The organism is Bradyrhizobium genosp. A, from assembly GCF_049949275.1.
Lineage (GTDB): Bacteria > Pseudomonadota > Alphaproteobacteria > Rhizobiales > Xanthobacteraceae > Bradyrhizobium.
In genome coordinates this window covers 4,803,920-4,825,822 of record NZ_CP188196.1, presented here as the reverse complement: position 1 = coordinate 4,825,822, position 21,903 = coordinate 4,803,920, and the positions used below count along the sequence as shown (strand labels likewise).

Genomic DNA, 21,903 nt, shown 5'->3' with positions numbered 1-21,903 from the left:
TGCACCCTCAATTTGATTTTGGCAAGCTTGTGGCCGACCAGGGCCACACCTTCGTGCAAGGGGCGGCCCTGTTCAACATAAGGGCGCCGCACCGCGTGACGGAAAAACAAAAGGCGCCGGGGGTACGTACATCAAGGATCTGAGGCAAACATCACATGACAGCATTATGGTTGATAGTGCTCTGCGGAGTGCTTTCCGTCGTCTACGCGATTTGGGCGACGTCTTCGGTGTTGAGTGCAGATGCGGGGTCACCGCGCATGCAGGAGATCGCGGGAGCTGTGCGTGAAGGCGCACAAGCGTATCTCCGGCGCCAGTACACCACGATCGGCATCGTCGGCATCGTCATCTTCGTGCTGCTTGCCTATTTCCTTGGACTCTATGTCGCGATCGGCTTCTTGATCGGCGCCATCCTGTCGGGGGCGGCCGGCTTCATCGGCATGAACGTCTCGGTCCGCGCCAATGTGCGCACCGCCCAGGCTGCGACGACGTCGCTTGCCGGCGGCCTCGAGCTCGCCTTCAAGGCGGGCGCGATCACCGGCATGCTGGTGGCGGGTCTCGCACTGCTCGGCGTGACCCTCTATTTCGCCTTCCTGGTCCATTCGCTGAAGCTTGCGCCCGATAGCCGCACCGTGGTCGATGCGCTGGTGGCGCTCGGCTTCGGCGCCTCGCTGATCTCGATCTTCGCCCGTCTCGGCGGCGGCATCTTCACCAAGGGTGCGGACGTCGGCGGCGATCTCGTCGGCAAGGTCGAAGCGGGCATCCCGGAGGATGATCCGCGCAACCCCGCCACCATTGCAGACAACGTCGGTGACAATGTCGGCGACTGCGCCGGCATGGCCGCCGATTTGTTCGAGACCTATGCGGTGACCGCGGTCGCGACCATGGTGCTCGCGGCAATCTTCTTCGCCAAGACGCCCATCCTCTCCGACATGATGACGCTGCCGCTCGCCATCGGCGGAATCTGCATCATCACCTCCATCATCGGCACCTTCTTCGTCAAGCTCGGGCCGAGCCAGTCGATCATGGGCGCGCTCTACAAGGGCCTGATCGCAACCGGCATCCTGTCGCTGATCGGCATCGCCGGCGTGATCTATTATCTGATCGGCTTCGGCAAGCTCGCCGGCGTCGACTACACCGGCATGTCGCTGTTCGAGTGCGGTATCGTCGGCCTCGTCGTCACCGCGCTGATCATCTGGATCACCGAGTACTATACCGGTACCGACTATCGTCCGGTGAAGTCGATTGCCGCAGCGTCGGTGACCGGCCACGGCACCAACGTGATCCAGGGTCTGGCGATCTCGATGGAGTCGACCGCGCTGCCTGCGATCGTCATCATCGCCGGCATCCTCGTCACCTACAGCCTCGCCGGCCTGTTCGGCATCGCGATCGCGACCGCCACCATGCTGGCGCTGGCCGGCATGGTCGTGGCGCTCGATGCCTTCGGTCCGGTGACGGACAACGCTGGCGGCATCGCCGAAATGGCGGGACTGCCGAAGGAGGTGCGCAAGTCGACCGATGCGCTCGACGCGGTCGGCAACACCACCAAGGCGGTGACCAAGGGCTACGCGATCGGCTCCGCCGGTCTCGGTGCTCTCGTGCTGTTTGCGGCCTACAACCAGGACCTCAAGTTCTTCATCGCCGATTCCGCGCATCATACGTACTTCGCAGGCGTCAATCCGGACTTCTCGCTGAACAACCCCTACGTCGTGGTGGGCCTGCTGTTCGGCGGCCTGCTGCCGTATCTGTTCGGCGCGATGGGCATGACGGCCGTGGGACGTGCGGCAAGCGCCATCGTCGAGGAGGTCCGTCGTCAGTTCCGCGAGAAGCCGGGCATCATGCAGGGCACCGACAAGCCCGATTACGGCAAGGCGGTCGACCTGCTCACCAAGGCGGCGATCAAGGAGATGATCATCCCCTCGCTGCTTCCGGTGCTGTCGCCGATCGTCGTCTATTTCCTGATCTACGCGATCGCGGGCGGCGGTGCGGCCGGCAAGTCGGCTGCGTTCTCGGCCGTCGGCGCCATGCTGCTCGGCGTGATCGTGACGGGCCTGTTCGTCGCGATCTCGATGACCTCGGGCGGCGGCGCCTGGGACAACGCCAAGAAGTACATCGAGGACGGTCATTTCGGCGGCAAGGGCTCTGATGCCCACAAGTCCGCGGTGACCGGCGACACCGTCGGTGATCCCTACAAGGACACGGCGGGCCCAGCGGTGAACCCGATGATCAAGATCACCAACATCGTGGCGCTGCTGCTGCTGGCGGTCCTGGCGCACTGAGCGGCGCAGACGACACAAGACAAAGCCCCGCGACGCGAGCCGCGGGGTTTTTGTTATATGCCGAGCATGATCGGCGGCTTGGAGGTGGAAGTCCTCTAATCCATCCTGATCACGGTGAATATTAGTAAAGCGCAAGGGCGTCATCGCGAGATGGAGTCTGAAGGAAGCGTGGCAAAAGCCGCGGTCTGATGGACAAGAACGGGATAACGAGGCCTGCCCGGCCGGACGATCTGTTCGCATCGCTGCGTGCCGCGGAGCGCGTCGGCCGGCCGCTCGGCAACGATCGCTTCGTGGTACGGCTCGAGCGTCTGGCGGGACGACCTTTCAGATCCGCCAAACGCGGACCGAAGGCTCGGAGCGACGTTGATGGCGAATAATAAAGTGCACTGTCACCGTAATCTTGGAACTAGTATAACCGCAATGTTCAGGCAGCGGCCTTACAAGAACCGCGTTCTTATCGCTCACAAGGAGGGTGCGCTCTGGCGTGTCTCTATTGGCGATGGTTACAGCACCGGACTTCATCCATCCCCTGAGAGGGCATTTGAGGAAGCAGAACGGTGGGTAGACGCCAAAGGCCGATGAAGGCTAGAAGCCTACCCCTACCACCACAAAAAAATCCGTCACTTTCGCAAGGGTAACCCCGAGAATACCGTTCTCGAAATGCCCCATTTTAAAAAGCATTTATCGCTGCTGGGCCAAAGGGTTATGCAGGTATAAGCCATGGGGAAAGCCGTGGCGCGGTTGACAGCCTACAACCAATCAGCGCACCTCTGCTCCAGCGGAGCCGCCCCGTAATCCTTCTTTGATAAGGAGAGGTGCGCCCGTGTCTGACCATCAGCTACGCTTCAAAGGTCCGTTGTTCGAGTTCGACGGCAAAGGCTGGGGTATCCTAGCCGCCATCGTTATCGTTGCCATGCTGCTTCTGTACAGCCTCTGGCACTGATCCACCCCACCACAAAAAAAATCCGTCATTTTCGCCTCGATAAAACGGCGGCTTAGCCTGGAACGATTTGGCGCTCCCCGGCGTTGTTGCGCGCGGAACCTCAGATTTGATCTGAGGCGGCTTTACTAGTCGGTATTGAGAAGGCCAGGGCCCTAAACTCCCCACGACCCCCAAGACGGGCCAGCCTGGAAATGCTCAGCCGATTTCACCGAGGCCAACTGCCGCAGAAGTCATTGGGCCAAGACTGATCACCTTGGCCGTTAGCCCACTCAAAGCACAGGACCCCCGCTGCCGGGGGTCTTTGCATTTTGCGACCAGCAATCCTACGAACCCGCCGATTGAGACGGCATTACTTCTTGGGCATGTACTTCTTGACCCAGGCCGCCCCGCCAAGCTGGTTCAACTCGCGGGTGTTCGCGCACGCTGTTTCTGTCTCAGCCTGAGCAACCGTCTGTCGATCAGGGGACGCAGCCGGTCTCCGCCGCTTTACCTGATAGGTGGGCTTCGAGAACGACGGGCCGTTATCCGGGCGTGCTCTGCTCATGCCGGGAGTATAACACAGATTAGGACACTGAGACGGGGGGCTAACGTGCCAAGCAATCCCACATGGGAAGAGGTCCACAAGGACGGCCCTGTAGACGGGTATGCCTGCTTAGTGCACCGCATGCGCGTACCGGGCGGATACATCTACAAGGACACTACAATGTACTTGAGGGGCCTGCTCGCCCCTAAATTCTCAACGTCTATGGTGTTCGTCCCCGACAATACGGGCAATCCTACGAGGAATTACGGTGACAGTGCACTAAATTGACACCGGCCGGTTTTGCGGGCATGATGCGACATGGCTCGTCTTGCTCGTGTCGTCATTCCCGGTCATCCCCACCTTGTCACCCAGCGCGGCAACGGTCGTGCCCGCACGTTCTTCGAGGACGGCGACTATGCGCTGTATCGCGACCTGCTCGCGGCCAATTGCAAGGCCGCCGGGGTCGAGGTGTGGGCCTGGTGCCTGATGCCCAACCACGTGCATCTCATCCTGGTGCCATCCGATCCCGACGGGCTGCGCCACGCGCTTGCGCGCGTTCACCGCAGCTATGCCGGGACCATCCAGGCGCGGCGCAAGCGCACCGGTCATTTCTGGCAAGGACGTTTCGGTGCCGTCGCGATGGACGAACAGCATCTTGCGGCGGCGCTGCGCTATGTGTCGCTCAATCCGGTGCGGGCGCGCCTGGTGAAGCGGGCGCAGGATTGGCGCTGGTCGAGCACGCGCGCGCATCTGCGCGGCAAGGCCGACGGCCTGACCGCACTGGCGCCGATCCGCGATCGTTTTCCGGAGTTCGGCGATTTGCTGGCAACCGAACCGGAAGCCGATCTGTTCGACGCACTGCGCGCTGCGGAGAGCATCGGCCGCCCGCTCGGAGACAACCGCTTTCTCGCCCGCATCGAGCGCCAGACCGGGCGCGTCCTCAAGCCAGCCAAGCGCGGGCCGAAGCCGTCGGAGGAGCAGAAAGGCCATATTTAGTGCACTGGGCTGCACCCCGTAAGTGAGACACGATAATTGCAGTGCCGGTGCCGGACCATCGCCTAAATTGCCGGCCTCGCAATCCCGAAGTATCTGGTTCAGCAGAAATGAGGATCACTCGTTCGTCGAATCGAGAGGAGCATCGTCGCCTTGCTGCTGCTGGCGATTCTGGCGCACTGAGCGGCGCAAACCACACAAGACAAACCCCGCGGCGCGAGCCGCGGGGTTTTGTCTTGGTGATGTGAAGATCTCTCACCGCGTCATTGCGAGCGCAGCCTCAATCTCGCTGTCATCGCCCGCGCAGTGACCGGGCGATCCAGATTCCAGAGGCCATGATGGGATACGGACAGGGCGCGGCGTACTGGATTCTCCGCCTTCGCGGGGAATGACAGCGGTGTGTTGGGCGTTGTCTGCCGACCTCGCTTGAGCGCGCCTTCTACTGCACGTCCATCTGCAACCCTTCCTTCTGGATGATGCCGGCGAATTTCTTCGTCTCCGCATCCACGAAGTCCGAGAATTGCTGCGGCGTGCCGTAGTCGGCGCGGGCACCCATGGCGACGATCTGCTTCTTCATGTCGTCGCGCTCCAGCATCGCCTTGACCTGGAGATTGAGCGCTTCGAGCACGGGGGCGGGTACGCCCTTCGGCAGAAACACCGAGAACCATGACGTCACATCGAAGCTCGCAAGCTCCGGCGCGCTCTCGCGCATGGTCGGCAGGTTCGGAGCGAGATCACTCCGCTCGGCCGTGGTGACGCAGAGGCCGTTGAGCGTGCCGTTCTGCACCTGCGGCAGGCTGGGATAGAGATTATCGAACAGGATCTGGATGTCGCCGGCAAGCGCGGCCTGAAGCGCAGGCCCGGCGCCACGGAACGGGATGTGCGTCATCTTCAGCCCGGTGAGCTGGAGGAACCAGGCACCGGTGAGGTGAGGGCTCTGGCCGACGCCGGAGGAGGCGTAGCTGAGCTTGTCCGGATTGGCCTTGAGAAAGGCAATCAGCTCGGCGACCGACTTGATGCCGGTCTTCGGATGCGCCGACACGATGTTCGGGATCCGGATCATGTTGGACACCGGCTGGAGCTGGTCCGGCTTGTAGTTGAGGTTCTTGAAGATGCTGTAGGCGATCGCGTTCGGCCCGGGGTTGCCGATCAGGATGGTGTGGCCGTCGGCCTTGGAGCGAACCACTTCGGCGGTCCCGATCGTGCCGCCGCCGCCCGAACGATTCTCCACCACCGCGGTCTGACCCCAGGCGGACTGGAGATGGGCTGCGAGCAGCCGGCCCATCACGTCGGTCGAGCCGCCCGCCGCGGCCGGCACGATGAGACGGATGTTCTCAGTCGGCTTCCAATCGGCAAGGCTCGATCGCGGCAGGATCGCTGCGGCCGACAGCCCGGCGGCACCGGCGAGCACGCGACGACGGGACAGAATGTTGTTGGGCACGAATCCACTCCCTGCATTTTGTTTTGCAGAGAGCGTATGGAACCCGGCGCGCAACGGCAAGTCGCGCGCGCCCGCAAGCGCTGCGCGAACGGCGGCACGCCGCCGCAGGCCGAAATATCAGCTCACGATCTCAGTTGAAGCTGAGCAGCTTGAACAGCGGCGCGAGGTAGCTCATCTCCTGACCCGAGGTCGGCGTGGTCCGGCTGATGGAGTCGAAGATCTTGCCGTCCTGCAGGCCGTAATTCGCAAGGCGGCGCACGCGCCGGTTCTTGTCGAAATAGACGGCGATGACGCGCTGGTCGACCACCTTCTGGTTCATGAAGGCGACCATGCGCTCCGAGCGCTGCGAGATGTAGTAAAACACTTCGCCGTCCAGCGTCGCGACCGTGGAGGGCGTGCCCATCACGATCAGCACCTGGTCCTGGCTAGCGCCGATCGGAATCTGCTCGAGCGCTCCGGGCGGCAGGATATAGCCCTTCTGGAATTGCTCGCCGGTGCATCCCGCAAGGGCGCCACCGACCAGAGCCACGGCCGCGAGGATGCGCAGGCCGCGCCAGCGTGCATGAAGGCCGCGCCGCTTGTCTGCGCGCAGGCTGGTCTGGTTGGTTATCGTCATAGCGGAACTGATTCCGTCCCCTTGCGTCGCGCGAGGCGCTGAAGTACCGGGCGGAGGCTCTGAATGCAACTCGCGCGCGCCCGCTTGCGGAAACCACAATGCTTTGGCCGTTCAATCACTTCAGGAAACCCCGGCTAGCCCCGGCCGGCACCATTGAGGCCATCTATGGCATGATCGTGACGCAGGCGCGAGAACCCATATTTTACCGGGACTTGGGCGTGCCCGATACGGTTAATGGGCGTTTCGACCTGTTGTTGCTGCATCTCTGGCTGTTGCTGCGGCGGTTGCGGACCGCCCAAGGCGGGGTGGAGCTGTCACAGGCCCTGTTCGACCGCTTCTGTGAGGACATGGACGACAATCTGAGGGAGATGGGCGTGGGCGACCAGACCGTCCCGAAGCGGATGCGGGCCTTCGGCGAGGCCTTTTACGGCCGCGTCCAGGCTTACGACCAGGCGATCGACACGGGCGCCGAGGCGCTGGCGCAGGCGATCTGCAAGAATATCTTGAATGGCGCCGGGTTGGATCACGCGCGGCGGCTCGCAAGTTACGCACAGGCCGCAGATGCGGATCTCGGCCAGACCGGCGATCCCGCGCTTCTGCGCGGGTCCTTCAAATTTACCGCTCCGCCTCGGGAGGATGGAACGTCATGAACCGACCGATGACCGGACCCGATCCCTGGCGAGCGCCCGTGACGGTCGCGCATATTCCCGATACCGGCCTGCATCGTGAGCTCGAAGCCTCGGCGGCCGAGCGCCAGGCCATGGCCGATCTCGCGGGCGTTCGCGACATTCTGTCGGCTCAGGCCACCTTTGACGTCGTGCCGAAGAGCGGCGGCCGTATCCAGGTCACGGGCCGTGTCCGCGGCCGGGTTGGCCAGACCTGCGTGGTCACACTCGACCCGATCGAGAGCGTGATCGACGAGGAGGTCGACCTGATCTTTGCGCCTGAGGCCGACGTACGGCGGCTGGCTGACCTGATCGAAGAGGGGCAGGACGACGAAGAACCGCCGGAGGTCGCCGATCCGCCCGAGTCCATCGTCAACGGGCTCATTGATCTCGGTCGGATTGCGACGGACGCGCTGTTCCTGGCAATCGACCCCTATCCGCGAAAGCCGGGGGTCGCATTCGAGGCGGAGGTCACCGCGCTCGACCCCGAGGATCATCCATTCGCGGCCCTGAAGGCGCTCCAGGACAACAAGCAGGGCAAGAAGAAAGGCAAATAGCTGGGCATTCCCCGTAAGACCGCTTGCTACGGGTGCGAGGGGTTTGCGGGATCAGTTTGAAATGTCGTCATATCTGTTTGATGTTTAATGGGTTCTTGTGGAATGCGAGTGTCCGCCGGCGGGTCGCCCTCAATCCAAAAGACTGGGGGCAAGAGGTTGTTTCGGGATAACAAAACGCTATTGTCCGCGCCGGTCCGGGCGCGGCGTGGCGCCTGGCCGGTCGCCATGTCCATGGCGGACCCATTTCGCGGCCCCGCTGATTGACGGCCGCGCCAGACCAGGTTTCCGGGATTTTGATGCCAAGCAAGGTTCGTATCGCGCTTGACGCCATGGGCGGTGACGTCGGCGCCGCTGTTGTCATTCCAGGCGCGGCCATCTCGCTTGGCAGGCATCCCGAGACCGAGTTCCTGCTGGTCGGGGATCGCGCCAGGATCGAGCCCGAGCTCGAGCGCCACCCCCGGCTCAAGGCCGCTTCCCGGGTCATCCATACCGAGGTTGCCGTCAGCGGCGACGACAAGCCGAGCCAGGCGTTGCGCCGTGGCCGCAAGACCTCCTCGATGTGGTTGGCGATCGACGCGGTAAAGAAGGGCGAGGCGGATGTCGCCGTGTCCGCCGGCAACACCGGCGCGCTGATGGCGATGGCACGCTTCCATCTGCGCACGCTGCCTGGCATCGACCGCCCCGCGATCACGGCAGTGTGGCCGACCATGCACGGCTCTACCGTCGTGCTCGATCTCGGCGCCACGATCGGCGGCGATGCGCGCCATCTGGTGGCGCTCTCGGTGATGGGCGCGGCCATGGCGAGCGTCGTGTTCGACAAGAAGCGCCCGACTGTCGGCTTGCTCAACATCGGGACCGAGGAGATCAAGGGGCACGAGGAGATCCGCGAGGCCGGCGAAACCCTGCGCACGATGAACCTGCCGGAACTCGATTATATCGGCTTCGTCGAGGGCGACGGCATCGGCAAGGGGCTGGCCGACGTGATCGTGACCGAGGGCTACAGCGGCAACATCGCGCTCAAGGCTGCCGAGGGAACCGCGCGCCAGATGGCGGACTTGCTTCGCAACGAGATTCAGCGGAGCTGGCTGTCCAGGCTCGGTTATCTCTTTGCCCGCAACGCCTTCCAGGCCTTGCGCGACAAGATGGACCCGAACAAGTCGAACGGTGGCGTGCTGCTCGGGCTGAACGGGCTCGTGGTCAAGAGCCATGGCGGAATTAACGCCGAAGGCTTTGCCTATGCGATCGATGTTGGTTATGAGATGGCCAAATTCGATCTTCTGAACAAGATCAACCAGATGCTCAACCGCGATGGGGGTGCGCTCAGTTCAGCGCCAACCGCGCCGGAGGATGTTTCGTGACCAAAATTCGTTCGGTCGTGCTGGGCTGCGGCTCCTACCTGCCGGAGCAGGTGGTGACCAATGCCCAATTGGCGGCGCGCGTCGACACGTCCGACGAGTGGATCGCGCAGCGGACCGGCATTCGCGAGCGGCACATTGCGGCCGACGGCGAGTTCACCTCGCATCTTGCGATCAAGGCGGCGCAGGCCGCGCTTGCCGACGCCGGTGTGGATGCGCAGTCGATCGAGCTGATCGTGCTCGCAACCTCGACGCCGGACAACACGTTCCCTGCGACCGCGGTCGCCGTGCAGCACGCGCTCGGCATCAATCACGGCGCGGCCTTCGACCTCCAGGCGGTGTGCTCGGGCTTCGTTTTCGCGCTTGCGACCGCCGATAATTTCTTGCGCTCTGGCGCCTTCAAGCGCGCTCTGGTGATCGGCGCCGAGACCTTCTCGCGCATCCTCGACTGGAACGACCGCGGCACCTGCGTGCTGTTCGGCGACGGTGCCGGCGCGGTCGTGCTGGACGCGCAGGAGCAGCCGGGGTCGGCTGCAACCGACCGCGGCGTGGTGACCACGCATCTGCGCTCCGACGGCCGTCACAAGGCAAAGCTGTTCGTCGACGGCGGGCCGTCCTCGACCCAGACGGTCGGCCACCTGCGCATGGAAGGCCGCGAGGTCTTCAAGCATGCGGTCGGCATGATCACGGACGTGATCGTCGACGCCTTCGAGGCGACCGGGCTCAATGCCGACAGCATCGACTGGTTCGTGCCGCACCAGGCCAACAAGCGAATCATCGACGCGTCCGCCCACAAGCTGCACATCGCGCCGGAGAAGGTGGTGCTGACGGTGGACCGTCACGGCAACACCTCGGCCGCCTCGATTCCCTTGGCGCTGTCGGTGGCGCGCAAGGACGGCCGCATCAAGCGCGGCGACTTGGTTCTGCTGGAGGCGATGGGCGGCGGCTTCACCTGGGGCTCCGCGCTGGTGCGCTGGTAGAGCCACAGTCGATAAAATTTTGCCGGAATTGGCCGCGATTATCGATGCGTCTGCATTGATGAGCGCTGTTGACCGTCGTATCGTAACCTCATAATTTCAGACAACAATTGTTCGCCGTGATGTGGGGCAGGGCGATGACCGATCAAAGTAAAACCGTAACGCGTGTCGATCTCTGCGAAGCCGTCTACCAGAAGGTGGGGCTGTCGCGCACGGAATCGTCCGCCTTCGTGGAACTCGTGCTGAAGGAGATCACCGACTGCCTCGAGAAGGGCGAGACGGTGAAATTGTCCTCGTTCGGGTCCTTCATGGTCCGCAAGAAGGGCCAGCGCATCGGCCGCAACCCGAAGACCGGTACCGAGGTGCCGATCTCGCCGCGCCGGGTGATGGTGTTCAAGCCGTCGGCGATCCTGAAGCAACGGATCAACGCCCAGCACCGCACCAATGGCGATGCCAGCAAGGCTCAACCCGAGGCGTAAGTCGCCCCGCGCGAAGGATTTGGCATTTGGACAAGGCGCCGGATGCGTTCCGAACCATCAGCGAAGTAGCGCAGGAGCTCGACATTCCGCAGCACGTGCTGCGGTTCTGGGAGACCCGATTCTCCCAGATCAAGCCGATGAAGCGCAGCGGCGGCCGCCGCTATTACCGCCCCGACGACGTCGATCTTCTCAAAGGCATCCGCCGTCTGCTCTATGGGGAGGGTTATACCATCCGCGGGGTGCAGCGGATCCTGAAAGAACACGGCATCAAATCGGTGCAGGGCCTGGCCGACGGCTCGGCCGCGGTCTCGTTCGGGGCCATCGAGGACGCCATCGGGGCGAGCCTGATGGAGCCGGACGACGAGCCGCCCATCAAGGGCATCACTGATGCCGACGATGACGATTACCAGGGCGATGATGAGGAAGGCATCGACTTCCGCTTCACCGAGGTTGACGACGAGGACATCCTCACCACCTTCCGCAAGGGCGGCACCCCCGCCGCGCCCGCCGGCACCAGCGCGCTGGACCGGGAACGGCTCGGACGGGCACTCGCCGACCTCGTCGCCTGCCGGGAGATGCTGGATCAGGCGCTGAAGGACGGCTGACGGACCGCAATTCGCCGGCCTTGCGGGCAGTTCCAGGGGTTTTGGGGGAAGACACTGAAATGGTGTGGCTCGCCTTGCGTAAAGCAGCGATCCTAGCTAATGGAACGACGTTCGGAGCGTGGCGCAGCCCGGTTAGCGCACTAGTCTGGGAGACTAGGGGTCGGAGGTTCAAATCCTCTCGCTCCGACCATTTTTCTTCAGAGATGGGCCGAATGCCTGCGCGATCGCTGATCGGCAAGCGATATCCTGTTTTTGCAACCAGTCCGTGCCAGTGGCGGGTCGTCAGCACGCGTCGCGCTGACACTGCTGCTCCGGAGCCTTGTCACTGGCCCATGGCCTAATGGCGAAGGCGAGTTGATGGTGCGCCATCGTATCCACGAAGGAGGCTTGCGCGCTCTCCAGGCGTTTGACCAACGCGTTGGCGTTCAGGTCCAGGAGCGCGTCGGCTGCCAGAAGAGACACTGACAGGAACGCAATTGCGGACGCGACGGCAATTCCCTTCCATTCTGGTGACTTCATCAGCTGACTTCCTCAGGTATTCCACCTGCCCGGATAGGTAGGACTTCTGGGCCCAGTTCAACCCCTCGAAGGACCTACGCACGCGTTCTTGAAGTGCGACGATTCTGTAACAGCGCGCGTCGCGCGGCTGCAGGCCGACCGCAGCTTGCCGAAGCTTGGTTTGGAGTCACCGAGCCTGTATCGAACAACGAACGCTACGTGGACGGACGCAAAAACCCCACCACCATCCTCGCCGTCTCGTCCACCAGCGTCCTCACCATCTTGTCCGACAGCATCTCGGCCTGGTTCAGCACCGTGTTGTGCGCGATCGCTTCGATTGTGCTGACGCAGATGAAGGTTGCGACATCGAGGTCGATCTTGCGCATTTCCTTGCGATGGCCGTCGAAATAGGCGCGGACGAGGGTGTGGACCTCGCGGTTGAAGGCTTCGACGTCGAGCTTTCCAGCGCGCGGAATCTGCTCGGCGAGGACGCGATGCAGTTCGGGCTTGATGCGATGCGCTTCGATCGCGACGGTGACGAGACGGCGCACGGCTTTCTCGATCGGCAAGTCGGAAATTTCGGTGAGCGTTGCGCGGACGAGCCCCATGATCTCCTGGTTGTGACGCTCGATCACAGCGGCGACCAGCGCCTCCTTGCTCGGAAAATACTGGTAGAGCGAGCCGACGCTGACGCCGGCGAGTTCGGCGATCCGGTTGGTGCTCGTCTTCTCAAAACCCTCCCGGACCAGAATGCGAGCAGTTGCCTCGACGAGGGCATCGACCGTGGCGCGGGATCGCTCCTGCAAGGCATTTTTCCGGGGATTTGTCGGCGGTTTGCGCGCCATGATTCTCAATTCCGAATGCGAGTAGGAAAAGCGAGTGAATGCTCGCATTATAGGCGTGGTCGGCACCCTCTGGACAGAGCCAATCGTGCCGGCTGGCGCAGCAGGTGAGGCCATGAGCATGAGCGTTGCGAAGATGCTGTCGATCGGGCGGCTTTGCGAATGCAATTTCTCGCGGGTGAAGCCTTCAAACGATCCCGCACCGAGCTTGCAGAGCCGCGTCTTCAACTTGCTGCTGCGGCAGCTTCCATACAAGGAGCAGCTTGCCTCAGCCGAGGCCGTGCAGGCGCATGTGCAGAAGCTCGCATTGGCGCCGGCCTCGTATGAGCCTACGGGGCTTGGTCGCGGCGTCGAGGTGACGCTGACGAAGATGGGCGGCTGGCCGGTCTATTACACGGCGCCATTGTCGGGCTTTGAGGACTGCAACCACGTGATGTTCCTGCATGGCGGCGGCTACATCAACGAGATCGTGCCCGCGCATTGGCGCTTCGTCGGCCAGATGACGCGCCAGGCGGGCGTCGTCTGCGTCGTGCCGATCTACCCGCTTGCGCCACGCGCGACCGCGAAGGATGTCGTGCCGAGGACGGCCGAGCTGTTGCGGATGCTGCTGGAGGATGCGGGGTCGGCAAAGGTCACGGTGGTCGGCAACTCGGCCGGTGCAGGCCTCGCGCTCGCCGCATGCCAGTGGCTGCGCGATCGCGGGCATCGGCAGCCGAGCCGGCTGATGCTGATCTCGCCCGCGGCCGATGCCTCGGTGAGCCGTCCGGAGCAGGTCGAGATCGCAGCGCGCGATCCGATCCAGGACATTCCCGGAATCATCGAAGCCGGTCGGCTCTATGCCGGCGAGCTCGATGTCGGCCATCCCTTCGTCAGCCCGCTCAACGGTGCCTTTCGTTCGCTCGCGCCGATGACGATCTTTTCGGGCACGCGCGATCTGCTTTATCCCGACAGCGTCGATCTTGCCGCGCGGGCGAGGGCGGCCGGCGTGCCGGTCGAGCTGCATCTGCTCCGTGACCAGCCGCACAATTATGCGCTGATGCCGACGCCGGAAGGGCGGCAGGCGCGTGCGAATATCCTGCGTGCGGTGGCTTAAGGGGGAAGGCGTGATCGTGGTCACGCGGCGCGCTGCCGCAATGGGGCTGGCGCTGCAAGCTCGCGCGGGGAAGGCGGCCCCGGGCGTTTCCTCGATAGACGTAGTTTTGCAGGGCCTTAGGCGTGGCCCTTGATCTCGTAGTGACCCGGCACGCATTTGTAGCGCTCGAGGCGCCAGTTGGCGTGATAGATCGGATGCTCGCCCATCCATTTTGCGAGCGGGGCCTGTGCACCGATTGCACACGCCATCATCGACATATCGGGCGTCATGTTGCTGTCGGTCACGATTTCCTCGACACAGCTGCCTGAGGCAGCAGCGCCGAGCCGGCAGAGCACTGCAACGACGGTTATGAACATTCCAGTCACCTCATCGGTAGTTTCGACCACCAGGAGGATGCAAGCCGAGTGCCACAGCCTGTGTCCGAAACGACACGCCGGCCAGATCGACTCGCCCCAACGTTCCCCATTTGACGATTCGGATTGTAAAAAATTTGCCCAAAACCCGAAGCCGGACAACTACGGGGAATCCACAGGGAAAGGCGCAGGAATGAGCGATTGTGGGGGCAGCGCCGCGCGATCCGCCCTTCACAGGACTGGCTGCTGACGCTGTGGAACGCCGTCATCGCCGATAATCTGCCGGCCTGCACCCGCTACGCGCAGACGCTCCAGGCCTGCCCAGAACCTATCCGCGTGCGCCGATGCCGGAAGCCTCGCCTGCACAGCAGGCTGCGACCCGCAAGGCGCTGGAGGCGCTTGGTGCGTTGAACGGTCCGCGTGTCGAAGCGGCGGAATAGTTCGCCCGCCGAAATAACTGATTTGAGCATGGCAGCGCCGATCCGCTTTTACCTGCGGATGCGGCGCTGCTACATTTCGGGTGCGTCGCATGCGCGGCGCGGTAACGACGAAGAAACATGCCGATAAGGGGAGGGGCCGAAGTCCCATGAAGGAATTTGCTGGAAAAATCGCCGTCATCACCGGTGGTGGCACGGGCATGGGGCGCGAGCTCGCCCGGCAGCTTGTTGCCGAGGGCTGCAACGTCGCGATGTGCGACGTCTCGGACGCCGCGATGGCCGAGACCAAGCGGCTCTGCGAGGTCGAGAAGCTGCCGCAGGGGCTGCGCATCACGACGCACGTCGCCGATGTCGCGATCGAGGATCAACTCAAGCGTTTTCGCGACGAGCTCGCCGAGCAGCAGAAGACCGACAAGATCCATCTGCTGTTCAACAATGCCGGCATCGGCGGCGGCGGCAGCCTGTTCGCCAACACGCGCGAGCAATGGGAGCGCACCTTCAACATCTGCTGGGGCGGCGTCTATCTCGGCGTCCGCACCTTCCTGCCCATGCTGGTCAAGGCGGACGAAGCCCACATCATCAACACCGCCAGCGTCAACGGCTTCTGGGCCTCGATCGGCATGAACCAGGCGCACACCGCCTACAGCTCGGCGAAGTTCGCGGTGAAGGGATTTAGCGAAGCGCTGATCAACGACCTCCGTCTCCACGCGCCGCACGTCAAATGCTCGGTGGTGATGCCAGGCCATATCGGCACCTCGATCGTCTCCAACTCACGCAAGGTGCAGAGCGGCGACGGATCGGAGCGTCTCAACGCCGAGGAGGTCGTGCTGACCCGCAAGCGCATGGTTGCGGCCGGCGTGCCAGATGCTGACAAAATGTCGGACGACGCCATCCAGGCGGCGTTCGCCGAACGCGCCCGTACCTTCCTCGAGGAGGCGCCGACGACGGCGGCGCAGGCCGCCAGGATCATTCTCGACGGCGTGAAGGCGGAGCGCTGGCGCATCCTGGTCGGCGAGGACGCCAAGCTGCTCGACGAACGCGTGCGCGCGGCCCCCGAGCAGGCCTATGACCGCGCCTTTTACGAAAGTTTCACCCAGGAAGTCGGCTGGCGACTCGGCTGACTCTATTGGCTGAGACCGTCAACGATCGCGCGCCGATGTAGGTATGAGGAGCATCATCGCAAGAGGTGCGCAGGTAATTTTGCTCAGTTAATTTTACCTGCCCTCACACGCGCGCTCGTGCTCTTATGACGATCCGGAATGTCGCACATGCAACATGTGCGATGCGTTCAAGCGATGGTGATCTCGAACGGCTCTCATTCTGTGCACGGCAGCTTGGTTGGGGAACTAAAATAGTTTAGTGAATCAGGGGTAATGCCACGACAGAGCGTAGCTCCGATGATACCCGCATGCCTCTCCGACGACTTTGTCCTCTGCCCGGAGAGAGAGGATATCTCAGCTGAATTCACGCGGCTGCTTACGGCGGCACAAGAGGGCGGCGCCACCATCGCCGAATGCCTGATGATCGCGCGGCAGCTGAAGCGCGGCGACGAGCAGTCCTGGCATCGCGAGTGGAAGAAGCTGGCACAGGTCAACCGGCATCGTGCCGAGGCAGCGTTCGCGGAAGGCCATCTGGCGACGGCGCAGCGCAACTGGCTGCGCGCGATGAACTACTACGGTGCGGCCGCGATGCCACTCGATCCCGCCGACGAGCGCCGCTGGGTCGCGGTGCTCGCGATGCAGGAATGCGCCCGCCGTTTCCTCACGGCGCGCGGGCCGGCCGGCGAAGTCGTGACAATTCCGTGGGGCGAGGGACATTCGTTGCAGGGCTATTTCCTGCCTGCGCCTGTGGCGAACGGTCGCGCCCCGACGGTGATCTGCATCGGCGAGCCCGGCCACCGCAAGGAAGAGTTCCTGTTCAAGCTCGCGCCCCATGCGCGCGAGCGTGGCTTGTCGATGCTCGCGCTGGACTTGTTCGGCGACCAGCGTGACGACTACGTCGACATGCTCATGCAGCGCCGGGATCTCGAAAGCTCGGTTGGCAGCGCGATGGATTATCTGGAGCAGCGCAAGGACGTCGATTTCGATCGCGTTGCGATCGTGGCGGACGGGTGGGGCTCTTCCTTCGTGGCGCGTGCGGTGTTGCAGGAGCCGCGTCTCGCCGCGGCCGTCTGCGACGGCGGCCTGTGGGACCTGCACGAGCGGTCGTTCTTTGCCAGCCGTTTTGCGATGAGCGACCTCGGCATCGTCCCGGTGCCGCATGCGCCGCTGATGGCCTCCGGCGCCGAATGTCCGGTGTTGATCACGCTCGGCGAGGACGGCTGGCTCAAGGCTGATCGGGCGCGTCAGATCGTGCAAAAATCCCGGCTCGGCAGCTCGGATGTCGTGCTGAAAGTGTTCACCGCGGCGGAGACCGGCGCGGCACAGGCTCATGCCGACAATCCGAGCCTTGCCAACGAATACATCTTCGACTGGCTCGAATCGCGACTTGACGCCGTGGGCAAGCGGATCTGAGCACGGCCTTTGAGTTCGAGAACGGATGCGCCTCAGAAGTCGAGGGAGATCCTCACGCAGGCCTTTTCGAGCCGGGTCTTCAGCGTCGCGAGCTTGGTGGTGAATTCCGTCAGCTCGTTCTCATCGAATTCCTGGAAGACGAATTCGCGAATCGTCTTGTATTGCTCGTTGAGGCTCGCGATGTGCTTCTGCGTCTTTTCGACCAGCGACAGGCGCACTACGCGCGCATCGGTCGGTGACGGGCGGCGCCGCAGCAGGCCCTTCTTCTCCAGCAGCTTGGACTGGGTGGTGACGAAGGACGGGTCGACATGAAGCAGCTTGGAGACCACGTTGATGGGCACGCCGTCGTCCTTGTCGAGGTCGGAAATCGCCATCAGGATCAGCCATTGCGGTCCGCTGATGCCGAGCGTCCTGGCCCAGAACTGACGCAGCTCCTCCAGATACATGTTGATCGACGATATCTCCCAGGTGAATCGCCTGATGATATCGAGATTGCCGACGGAGCGGAGGCGCGCCCCTTCTTTCCTCGTCGCTGACACAGCGTCACTCCCGCAGGCTGGTTTTCTTTCTGGCTGGTGTTCGCGGCGGCCATAGTCCACGCAAGTCTGCCCTGACGCAAGGGCAGAGCAGGGTAATTGCGTCACGGAAATTCCAAATATGATCCAGTCAGCCTTTTTAGCTCACGCGTCCGGGTGTTGCGCCACAGACACAGGGGCGGCGAAACCATAAAGCTGAGCTGATAAACTATTTTGATTAACGGAATGGCGCAGGCATATTGATCCGGACGGTGGGGGGTTCTCAATCGTCCCGTTGCAGGTGGTCCGCTCACGTCCCTCGCGTCGAATGCGGGTGTGTCCGAAAGCGCGAAGCGGCCGAGCGGATTTGAAGAGACGGAGATCTGGGGGGCCTCACGGTCCGGTCTCCGCAAAATGTGCAACTTGGAGGTTTTAAATGAAAGTAGTGAAGAGCCTTTTGCTCGGCACTGCGGCGGGTCTGATCGCCGTCGGTGGAGCTCAGGCGGCTGATCTTCCGGTCAAGGCCAAGGCGGTCGAATACGTGAAGATCTGCTCCCTGTACGGTGCGGGTTTCTACTACATGCCGGGCACCGACACCTGCATCAAGTTCGGTGGTTACCTGCGCGCTGACGCAATTCTCGGCGGCGCTGGCGACTATGGTTTCAATAACAGCACGAGCAGTGTGAACGGTGGTTCAAACAACCGTGTGACCAACTACTATTACAGCCGCGCCCGTTTCGACTTCAACGTCGACACCCGCACGGCGACCGAGTATGGCGTTGTTCGCACCTACGCCGACATGGTGTTCACCTACGATACGTCCAACGTCACCGGCAGCAACCCGTCGACGATCTCGGCCAGCTCGGCCGCGCTCGGCCTCTACCATGCGTTCATCCAGTTCGCCGGCTTCACCTTCGGCCGCACGGTCTCGATCTTCGATGCTCCGTGGCAGAGCTATCCGGCTGGCGGTCCCGACACCATTCCGGGCGGCTCCAACCACGTCAACGGTGTGAACCAGGCTGCCTACACGGCTGACTTCGGCCAAGGCATCACCGCTTCGCTCGCGTTGGAGGAAGAGACGTCGGCGGCCGGTGGTCAGTCGAACCTGTGGAACGTGTCGTCAGGTACGGCTGCTCAGTTCGTGACGGGCGTCTATGGTGCCAACGATTGGGGTGGAACGCGTACACCCGATATCATTGGTGCGGTCCGTGTTGACCAGGCCTGGGGTCTGGCCCAGATCTCGGTTGCCGCAAAGGATCTCCATCCCGCCTACTACGGCACGACGGAATCCACCGGTCATCCCGGCGACAAGTGGGGCTGGGCTGTGCAGGGCTCGCTGTCGATCAAGAACATCCCGACCGGTGCGGGCGACGTCATCAACCTGCAGGCCGTCTACACGGACGGTGCAAGTCGTTACAACTTCCAGAGCCTGTTCCCGCAGAGCTTCTTCATGTTCAGCGGTAGCGGCTCGGCGTATCAGAGCACCGGTTTCGCCGGTGTTGCTGACGGTGTCTTTGGAACTGGCACCGGCATCGATACCGTTAAGACCTGGGGTATCCGTGGTGGCTATACCCACAACTGGAGCCCGAACTGGGCGAGCGCCGTCTATGGCGGCTATGCCCAGCTGAAGTACGGTACCACGGGCAAGGCCCTGATCTGCGCCAACTTCGCCGCGATCGCGGTGGCCGGTTCGACCTGTAATCCGGACTTCAACTTCGGTGTCGTCGGTGTCAACACCGTGTGGACTCCGGTCAAGAACCTGGCGTTCACTGGCGACTTGAGCTGGTCGCGTCTGGACCAGAAGTACTCTGGCGCCATCGCGAGCCCGGGCATTGCCAGCGCAGCGAAACCGGCGGCCGTGTACCAGCTGAAGGACCAGAACTCGGTGACCATGATGCTGCGCGCTCAGCGCAACTTCTGATCATCGATCGCGCAAATCGATCAGAGAGCCCCGGCGGGAAACTGCCGGGGCTTTTTTCTGGATGAGACGCTGATTTCAAAATCAGAGATCTCCTGCGCGAGTGACGAAGACGAGCTATGCGATTCGATCGTCACCAAATTTATTTACTTACCTGAGTTGCTCAGCTATATAGCTCGCAGCCGGTTTCGAAAAAATCACGGCTCTTAGCTTCACGCTAAGCCTCCAGAAACCTCCGGTAGTGCCCTGCCGGAGGTTTTTCGTTGTGGGGCAGGGGACGGCGGGCTTCAGCCGCGCAAGACACGCGCGCGCGAGTTCGGCCGGTAGGCGAGGCGGCTGTGGCCGGCGCAATAGGGCTGTCCGTCGTGCGCAGCGTTGCCGCAGAAGCAGAAATCCTCGGCACCGGGCGTCGAGATCGGCCAGCGGCAGCGGTTCTCGCCGAGCTCCAACAGCGAGCAACGATTGGCTTGGTCGATCGGTCCGGTCGCAACAGGCGCGTCCGCTTCGCCGAAGATGGTTGCGAGCATTTCGAATTGCAGCCGGGGCATCGCTTTTTGCGCGCGCGGCGCGCTAGTCCGGTCCTGATTCCTGTCTTGGAGCCTGCGCTCGTCGACCGAGCGGCCGCGCGTGAGATTCAGCCGCGACAGCTTGCCGATCACGGCGTTGCGGCTGACGCCGATGTCGGCGGCGATCTCGCGGCAGGATAGACCGGCCTCGAAATGTTGCTTCAGAAGTTCAATTCGTTCGTTGGTCCAGGTTGGTGAGAGAACAGGCATTGTAACGGTCCCAGGTTGCGACAATCGACCAGCCGCAGCTCGAGATTCGTCCGCTTCGCGTTCGGCGCGCGTTCACGTCCTGCCATTGTCGCGAATCGACAAAAGCCCGTCCTTGATGGCGAGACGGATGCCTTCCTCGATCAATGTCCGTGCGACGCCGGGAACGCTGGTGCCGTGGGTGCCCTGTCTCACCAACTTCTCCAGGTAGGTGATGGTCGAGAGCGCCAAGGTTACGGGAATGCGGTCAGTCTCGGCTTTTTCGGTGGCCATGGCCGAACGCTAGCCTCTTACTCAGGTACATAAAAGTAACGATTAAGACTCTATTTAGGTTCGTGGGTGGAAGTCAAATACCGGCTGAGCTCGTCGCGTAGATCGTTGGAATCGTGCAGGAAATCAGACGCGACTCAGCGCGCCGCCCGGGATGCCCGGGGCGGTCGCGGAGCGAGGAGCGGTCAGGAGGTGCCGGAGAGATCAGCCGTGCACGATCGCCTTTTCGATCATGCAATGGATGCCCTTGGAGCCGTTGACGGTCTGGGTCACCCGCAGATCGGCCGCGAGACTGCACAGTGTATAGGCGTCCTCGCGCGACAGGTTTCGCGTCTCGCCAAGCAGCACGATCATGTCGCGCAGTGCCCGCACCGCGCATTGATCGAGGTCGGGGTCCATCGCCATGGTCATGTAGTGCGTCGGCGTCTCCGCGCGCGGATAGTCGAATCGCAAATCCTTGCGCAGCGTCAGCCGGAAGCGGCCCTGCAACGCTGTCTCGATCGCGGTGACGCAGACCTCGCCGTCGCCCTGCACGCCATGACCGTCGCCGCAGGAGAACATCGCGCCCGGGACGAACACCGGCAGATACAATGTCGCGCCGGCGCCGAGCTCCTTGTTGTCGAGATTGCCGCCCATGGCGCGCGGAACGAGCGAGGAGATGCGACCCCAGGCCGGTGGTGGCGAAACGCCCATCACGCCGAAAAACGGTTTTAGCGGCAGGTCGAGGCCCCACGGCATCCGGCCGACCATCCGCGTCCGGTCCAGCGGGATGTTGAGGATCCGCGTCTCGTGGAAATCGTCGGGCAGGGTGCCGGACAGCGGCCTGATCATGTTCCAGCCCCAGTCCTGGCGGAGCTGGACGTCGAGGATTTCGACTGCGAGCACATCGCCGGGCTCGGCGCCTTCGACCGCGATCGGGCCGGTCAGGATGTGGCCGGGGAGCATGCGCTCGTTCTTGGCATGAACCTCGAACATCTCCGGCGGAATGTGAAACTTGCTGCGGTCGGGCAGCATGTCCGGGCCGCCGCTGATGGTATCGACAGTCACCTCATCGCCGCTGGCGATGGTGAGGGCAGGCTTGAGCGCGGCTTCAAAGAAGCCCCAATGGCAGGTTTCGGGACTTGAATGCAGGTGATGATGGGTCATTTGCCGCGTCCAATCGGTTTCATAAGAACTCGTCATGAGATCCTGTTATGCCCGGGCTTGACCCGGCAATCGATCCTCTTCCAAGAAGATTTCTGAAGATGGGCGGGCGGGTCAA

General features: G+C 62.8%; 21 protein-coding genes, 1 tRNA gene and 1 pseudogene. 14 read left to right on the top strand and 9 right to left on the bottom strand.

Translation table 11 applies throughout. The features are described from left to right. Positions 1–155 precede the first annotated feature (155 nt). Together ACP2YP_RS22490 and ACP2YP_RS22485 are read left to right on the top strand one after the other, a co-directional pair. Complete coding sequence (locus ACP2YP_RS22490; RefSeq protein WP_426418527.1) at positions 156–2,276, top strand: sodium-translocating pyrophosphatase; 2,121 nt, start codon at positions 156–158, stop codon at positions 2,274–2,276. 1,784 nt (positions 2,277–4,060) lie between these two features. Next, positions 4,061–4,738 carry a transposase gene (locus tag ACP2YP_RS22485; RefSeq protein WP_426418526.1) on the top strand — a complete coding sequence of 226 codons (678 nt, stop codon included), beginning with the start codon at positions 4,061–4,063 and terminating at the stop codon, positions 4,736–4,738. Between the two features lie 436 nt (positions 4,739–5,174). Here the strand turns inward: ACP2YP_RS22485 and ACP2YP_RS22480 are convergent, their stop codons facing one another. Both ACP2YP_RS22480 and ACP2YP_RS22475 read right to left on the bottom strand, forming a co-directional pair. Next, positions 5,175–6,176 (bottom strand): Bug family tripartite tricarboxylate transporter substrate binding protein, encoded by a 1,002-nt coding sequence (locus tag ACP2YP_RS22480; RefSeq protein WP_426418525.1) that lies wholly within the window; start codon positions 6,174–6,176, stop codon positions 5,175–5,177. Positions 6,177–6,306: 130 nt separating this feature from the next. After that, positions 6,307–6,792, bottom strand: a complete 486-nt coding sequence (locus tag ACP2YP_RS22475; protein WP_426418524.1) for an outer membrane protein assembly factor BamE — start codon at positions 6,790–6,792, stop codon at positions 6,307–6,309. Between the two features lie 98 nt (positions 6,793–6,890). Here ACP2YP_RS22475 and ACP2YP_RS22470 point away from each other — a divergent pair, with 98 nt between their 5' ends. From ACP2YP_RS22470 to ACP2YP_RS22440, 7 genes are all read left to right on the top strand, one after another. Further along, the gene (locus ACP2YP_RS22470) at positions 6,891–7,442 is read left to right on the top strand and encodes a ubiquinol-cytochrome C chaperone family protein (RefSeq protein WP_426418523.1); all 552 of its coding nucleotides are present in this window, start codon (positions 6,891–6,893) and stop codon (positions 7,440–7,442) included. Continuing rightward, complete coding sequence (locus tag ACP2YP_RS22465; RefSeq protein WP_426418522.1) at positions 7,439–8,014, top strand: YceD family protein; 576 nt, start codon at positions 7,439–7,441, stop codon at positions 8,012–8,014. Before ACP2YP_RS22470 ends, ACP2YP_RS22465 begins: the two co-directional genes overlap by 4 nt. Positions 8,015–8,310: 296 nt before the next feature. Then, complete coding sequence (gene plsX / locus ACP2YP_RS22460) at positions 8,311–9,372, top strand: phosphate acyltransferase PlsX (protein ID WP_426418521.1); 1,062 nt, start codon at positions 8,311–8,313, stop codon at positions 9,370–9,372. Further along, positions 9,369–10,349 carry a beta-ketoacyl-ACP synthase III gene (locus tag ACP2YP_RS22455; protein WP_426418520.1) on the top strand — a complete coding sequence of 327 codons (981 nt, stop codon included), beginning with the start codon at positions 9,369–9,371 and terminating at the stop codon, positions 10,347–10,349. The genes plsX and ACP2YP_RS22455 overlap by 4 nt, the downstream gene beginning before the upstream one ends. Positions 10,350–10,483: 134 nt before the next feature. Then, positions 10,484–10,825 (top strand): integration host factor subunit alpha, encoded by a 342-nt coding sequence (locus ACP2YP_RS22450; protein ID WP_018456841.1) that lies wholly within the window; start codon positions 10,484–10,486, stop codon positions 10,823–10,825. 26 nt (positions 10,826–10,851) lie between these two features. Then, on the top strand, positions 10,852–11,430 hold the full coding sequence (locus ACP2YP_RS22445; RefSeq protein ID WP_426418519.1) for a MerR family transcriptional regulator: 579 nt from the start codon (positions 10,852–10,854) through the stop codon (positions 11,428–11,430). A gap of 112 nt (positions 11,431–11,542) precedes the next feature. Further along, positions 11,543–11,620: transfer RNA gene (locus ACP2YP_RS22440), tRNA-Pro, on the top strand. A gap of 92 nt (positions 11,621–11,712) precedes the next feature. On the opposite strand, the gene ACP2YP_RS22435 is transcribed toward ACP2YP_RS22440, so the two are convergent. Together ACP2YP_RS22435 and ACP2YP_RS22430 are read right to left on the bottom strand one after the other, a co-directional pair. Next, a complete protein-coding gene (locus tag ACP2YP_RS22435) occupies positions 11,713–11,949 on the bottom strand; it encodes a hypothetical protein (protein ID WP_426418518.1) in 237 nt (78 codons plus the stop codon). 194 nt (positions 11,950–12,143) lie between these two features. Continuing rightward, a complete protein-coding gene (locus tag ACP2YP_RS22430) occupies positions 12,144–12,734 on the bottom strand; it encodes a TetR/AcrR family transcriptional regulator (protein ID WP_426418517.1) in 591 nt (196 codons plus the stop codon). A 151-nt stretch (positions 12,735–12,885) separates the two neighbouring features. On the opposite strand from ACP2YP_RS22430, the gene ACP2YP_RS22425 reads away from it, so the two are divergent. Continuing rightward, positions 12,886–13,863 (top strand): alpha/beta hydrolase fold domain-containing protein, encoded by a 978-nt coding sequence (locus ACP2YP_RS22425; RefSeq protein ID WP_426418516.1) that lies wholly within the window; start codon positions 12,886–12,888, stop codon positions 13,861–13,863. Positions 13,864–13,979: 116 nt separating this feature from the next. Here ACP2YP_RS22425 and ACP2YP_RS22420 read toward each other — a convergent pair whose 3' ends face one another. Further along, positions 13,980–14,219, bottom strand: coding sequence for a hypothetical protein (locus tag ACP2YP_RS22420; RefSeq protein WP_426418515.1), 240 nt, complete (start codon positions 14,217–14,219; stop codon positions 13,980–13,982). Between the two features lie 240 nt (positions 14,220–14,459). Between ACP2YP_RS22420 and ACP2YP_RS22415 the strand changes: the two are divergent. The 3 genes and pseudogenes from ACP2YP_RS22415 to ACP2YP_RS22405 form a co-directional block, all read left to right on the top strand. Continuing rightward, positions 14,460–14,656: pseudogene (locus tag ACP2YP_RS22415) on the top strand (dihydrodipicolinate synthase family protein); the annotation flags it as partial. A 146-nt stretch (positions 14,657–14,802) separates the two neighbouring features. Beyond that, positions 14,803–15,774, top strand: a complete 972-nt coding sequence (locus tag ACP2YP_RS22410) for an SDR family NAD(P)-dependent oxidoreductase (RefSeq protein ID WP_426418514.1) — start codon at positions 14,803–14,805, stop codon at positions 15,772–15,774. A gap of 276 nt (positions 15,775–16,050) precedes the next feature. Next, the gene (locus tag ACP2YP_RS22405) at positions 16,051–17,166 is read left to right on the top strand and encodes an alpha/beta hydrolase family protein (RefSeq protein WP_426418513.1); all 1,116 of its coding nucleotides are present in this window, start codon (positions 16,051–16,053) and stop codon (positions 17,164–17,166) included. A gap of 32 nt (positions 17,167–17,198) precedes the next feature. Here ACP2YP_RS22405 and ACP2YP_RS22400 read toward each other — a convergent pair whose 3' ends face one another. Then, a complete protein-coding gene (locus ACP2YP_RS22400; protein ID WP_426418512.1) occupies positions 17,199–17,705 on the bottom strand; it encodes a MarR family winged helix-turn-helix transcriptional regulator in 507 nt (168 codons plus the stop codon). 412 nt (positions 17,706–18,117) lie between these two features. On the opposite strand from ACP2YP_RS22400, the gene ACP2YP_RS22395 reads away from it, so the two are divergent. Beyond that, positions 18,118–19,602, top strand: coding sequence for a porin (locus ACP2YP_RS22395; protein WP_426418511.1), 1,485 nt, complete (start codon positions 18,118–18,120; stop codon positions 19,600–19,602). A 284-nt stretch (positions 19,603–19,886) separates the two neighbouring features. Here the strand turns inward: ACP2YP_RS22395 and ACP2YP_RS22390 are convergent, their stop codons facing one another. The 3 genes from ACP2YP_RS22390 to ACP2YP_RS22380 form a co-directional block, all read right to left on the bottom strand. Further along, positions 19,887–20,375 (bottom strand): GcrA family cell cycle regulator, encoded by a 489-nt coding sequence (locus ACP2YP_RS22390; RefSeq protein ID WP_426418510.1) that lies wholly within the window; start codon positions 20,373–20,375, stop codon positions 19,887–19,889. Positions 20,376–20,447: 72 nt separating this feature from the next. Continuing rightward, a complete protein-coding gene (locus ACP2YP_RS22385; protein ID WP_007603456.1) occupies positions 20,448–20,645 on the bottom strand; it encodes a hypothetical protein in 198 nt (65 codons plus the stop codon). A gap of 201 nt (positions 20,646–20,846) precedes the next feature. Then, positions 20,847–21,788: an acetamidase/formamidase family protein gene (locus ACP2YP_RS22380; protein ID WP_426418509.1), complete on the bottom strand. Its 942-nt coding sequence runs from the start codon at positions 21,786–21,788 to the stop codon at positions 20,847–20,849. Positions 21,789–21,903 lie beyond the last annotated feature (115 nt).

Bases quoted from the DNA above. Each gene is read 5' to 3' on its own strand.
- ACP2YP_RS22490 (WP_426418527.1), top strand. From the start codon at position 156: ATGACAGCATTATGGTTGATAGTGCTCTGCGGAGTGCTTTCCGTCGTC.
- ACP2YP_RS22485 (WP_426418526.1), top strand. From the start codon at position 4,061: ATGGCTCGTCTTGCTCGTGTCGTCATTCCCGGTCATCCCCACCTTGTC.
- ACP2YP_RS22475 (WP_426418524.1), bottom strand. From the start codon at position 6,792: ATGACGATAACCAACCAGACCAGCCTGCGCGCAGACAAGCGGCGCGGC.
- ACP2YP_RS22470 (WP_426418523.1), top strand. From the start codon at position 6,891: ATGCTTTGGCCGTTCAATCACTTCAGGAAACCCCGGCTAGCCCCGGCC.
- ACP2YP_RS22465 (WP_426418522.1), top strand. From the start codon at position 7,439: ATGAACCGACCGATGACCGGACCCGATCCCTGGCGAGCGCCCGTGACG.
- plsX (WP_426418521.1), top strand. From the start codon at position 8,311: ATGCCAAGCAAGGTTCGTATCGCGCTTGACGCCATGGGCGGTGACGTC.
- ACP2YP_RS22450 (WP_018456841.1), top strand. From the start codon at position 10,484: ATGACCGATCAAAGTAAAACCGTAACGCGTGTCGATCTCTGCGAAGCC.
- ACP2YP_RS22435 (WP_426418518.1), bottom strand. From the start codon at position 11,949: ATGAAGTCACCAGAATGGAAGGGAATTGCCGTCGCGTCCGCAATTGCG.
- ACP2YP_RS22425 (WP_426418516.1), top strand. From the start codon at position 12,886: ATGAGCATGAGCGTTGCGAAGATGCTGTCGATCGGGCGGCTTTGCGAA.
- ACP2YP_RS22420 (WP_426418515.1), bottom strand. From the start codon at position 14,219: ATGTTCATAACCGTCGTTGCAGTGCTCTGCCGGCTCGGCGCTGCTGCC.
- ACP2YP_RS22410 (WP_426418514.1), top strand. From the start codon at position 14,803: ATGAAGGAATTTGCTGGAAAAATCGCCGTCATCACCGGTGGTGGCACG.
- ACP2YP_RS22405 (WP_426418513.1), top strand. From the start codon at position 16,051: ATGATACCCGCATGCCTCTCCGACGACTTTGTCCTCTGCCCGGAGAGA.
- ACP2YP_RS22395 (WP_426418511.1), top strand. From the start codon at position 18,118: ATGAAAGTAGTGAAGAGCCTTTTGCTCGGCACTGCGGCGGGTCTGATC.
- ACP2YP_RS22390 (WP_426418510.1), bottom strand. From the start codon at position 20,375: ATGCCTGTTCTCTCACCAACCTGGACCAACGAACGAATTGAACTTCTG.
- ACP2YP_RS22385 (WP_007603456.1), bottom strand. From the start codon at position 20,645: ATGGCCACCGAAAAAGCCGAGACTGACCGCATTCCCGTAACCTTGGCG.
- ACP2YP_RS22380 (WP_426418509.1), bottom strand. From the start codon at position 21,788: ATGACCCATCATCACCTGCATTCAAGTCCCGAAACCTGCCATTGGGGC.